We start from the raw sequence: 1,520 nt of genomic DNA on the forward strand, positions 1-1,520 counted from the left end.
GGCAAAAACCGCTATTTTTTTCATTTGATGATGACACTTTCGTTTTCTTTCTTGACGATGCGACCAATTTCATAGACTGGTTCATCCAGTAATTCCTTGACACGATCTACATTTTCAGGGCTAACTGCCAGCATGAGTCCCACACCCATATTGAAGATTTCAAACATTTCTTCATGCTTGATTTTACCGTATTTTTCAAGAGCTTTGAAAATCGGAAGCACTGGAACCTTGTCTTCTTCAATTTCCGCAGCTAGGTCAGCCGCAAACATACGAGGGATATTTTCGATAAAGCCGCCACCTGTGATGTGGGCAATTCCATTGACCAACTCTTCCTTGATGAGTGGCAAGACAGCCTTGACATAGATACGAGTCGGCTCAAGAAGGACCTCCTTGAGTTTCTTGCCTTCCAATTCTGGCAAGACTTCCTCACCCGTGTAGTCGGCAAAAACACGGCGCACGAGTGAGTAACCATTCGAGTGAATCCCACTTGACGCAAGTCCGAGAAGAACATCACCTTCTGCCACTTTTGAACCGTCAATGATTTGAGATTTTTCAGCCACACCGACTGCAAAACCAGCCAGATCGTAGTCATCTTCGCCATACATACCAGGCATTTCAGCCGTTTCCCCACCGATGAGGGCTGCGCCTGCCTGCACACAGCCTTCTGCCACACCAGCAACGACTTGTTCTAGTTTAGCTGGTTCATTTTTACCAGTTGCGACATAGTCGAGGAAGTAAAGAGGCTCCGCACCTGCAGCGATAATATCGTTGACACACATGGCCACACAGTCTTGCCCAATCGTATCATGCTTATCATACTTGATGGCCAACATGAGCTTGGTCCCGACACCATCTGTCCCCGAAATCAAGACTGGCTCTTTGACACCTGTTTTTGAAAGGTCAAACATGCCACCAAAGCCACCAAGAGCTCCCATGACACCTGCACGCTCCGTACGAGCCACGTGCTTTTTGATCCGCTCAACAACTTCATAACCCGCTTCAACATCCACACCCGACTGGGCGTACGCATTTTTATTTGTCATTTTTTAATCCTTTTCTTTTTTGAGAAAGACTGCGACGTATTTTTAGATAAACAATTATTTTATCTAAAAATACTAGTCAGGTCTCTAGCTTTGGTCCCATAGGAGAAAGCGTCTACTGACAAATGCTTTAGCTTTTAGTCAGTAGTGAGACGTGGTGCATAAGCATTTTTATTTGTCATCTTCTCTTCCTTTCCTTTCATGGAGAGTCTTTATCCGTCTATTTGTAAAAACTGGTCTTTTCATCCAAACTTCTACGATAGTCTTCTTCATAGTCGTAGAGAGGAGTTGGGTAGTCGCCGTCAAAGTAAGCTACACAGAGACCACCATTTGGCGCATCTGTTTCGATGCCGATAGAATCAATCAAACCATCAATAGAAAGATAGGTCAGACTATCCGCACCAATGATTTGGCGAGTTTCTTCGACCGTATGATTGGCCGCAATCAGCTCCTGACGCGTCTGGATATCAATCCCGTAAA

Annotated in this window: 1 protein-coding gene and 1 pseudogene; both read right to left on the reverse strand. The window is 45.0% G+C overall.

Going from position 1 to position 1,520, the window contains the following annotated elements; all coding sequences use genetic code 11:
• Positions 1-20: 20 nt before the first annotated feature.
• Complete coding sequence (purM, locus tag GMD4S_RS08755) at positions 21-1,043, reverse strand: phosphoribosylformylglycinamidine cyclo-ligase (RefSeq protein WP_000182570.1); 1,023 nt, start codon at positions 1,041-1,043, stop codon at positions 21-23.
• Positions 1,044-1,260: 217 nt separating this feature from the next.
• Positions 1,261-1,520, reverse strand: a pseudogene (locus GMD4S_RS08760) (amidophosphoribosyltransferase); the annotation flags it as partial.

This window comes from Streptococcus sp. GMD4S (assembly GCF_000296955.1).

What these genes read in the sequence shown, in the direction of transcription:
- purM (WP_000182570.1), bottom strand. Translation starts at nt 1,043, where the DNA reads ATGACAAATAAAAATGCGTACGCCCAGTCGGGTGTGGATGTTGAAGCG.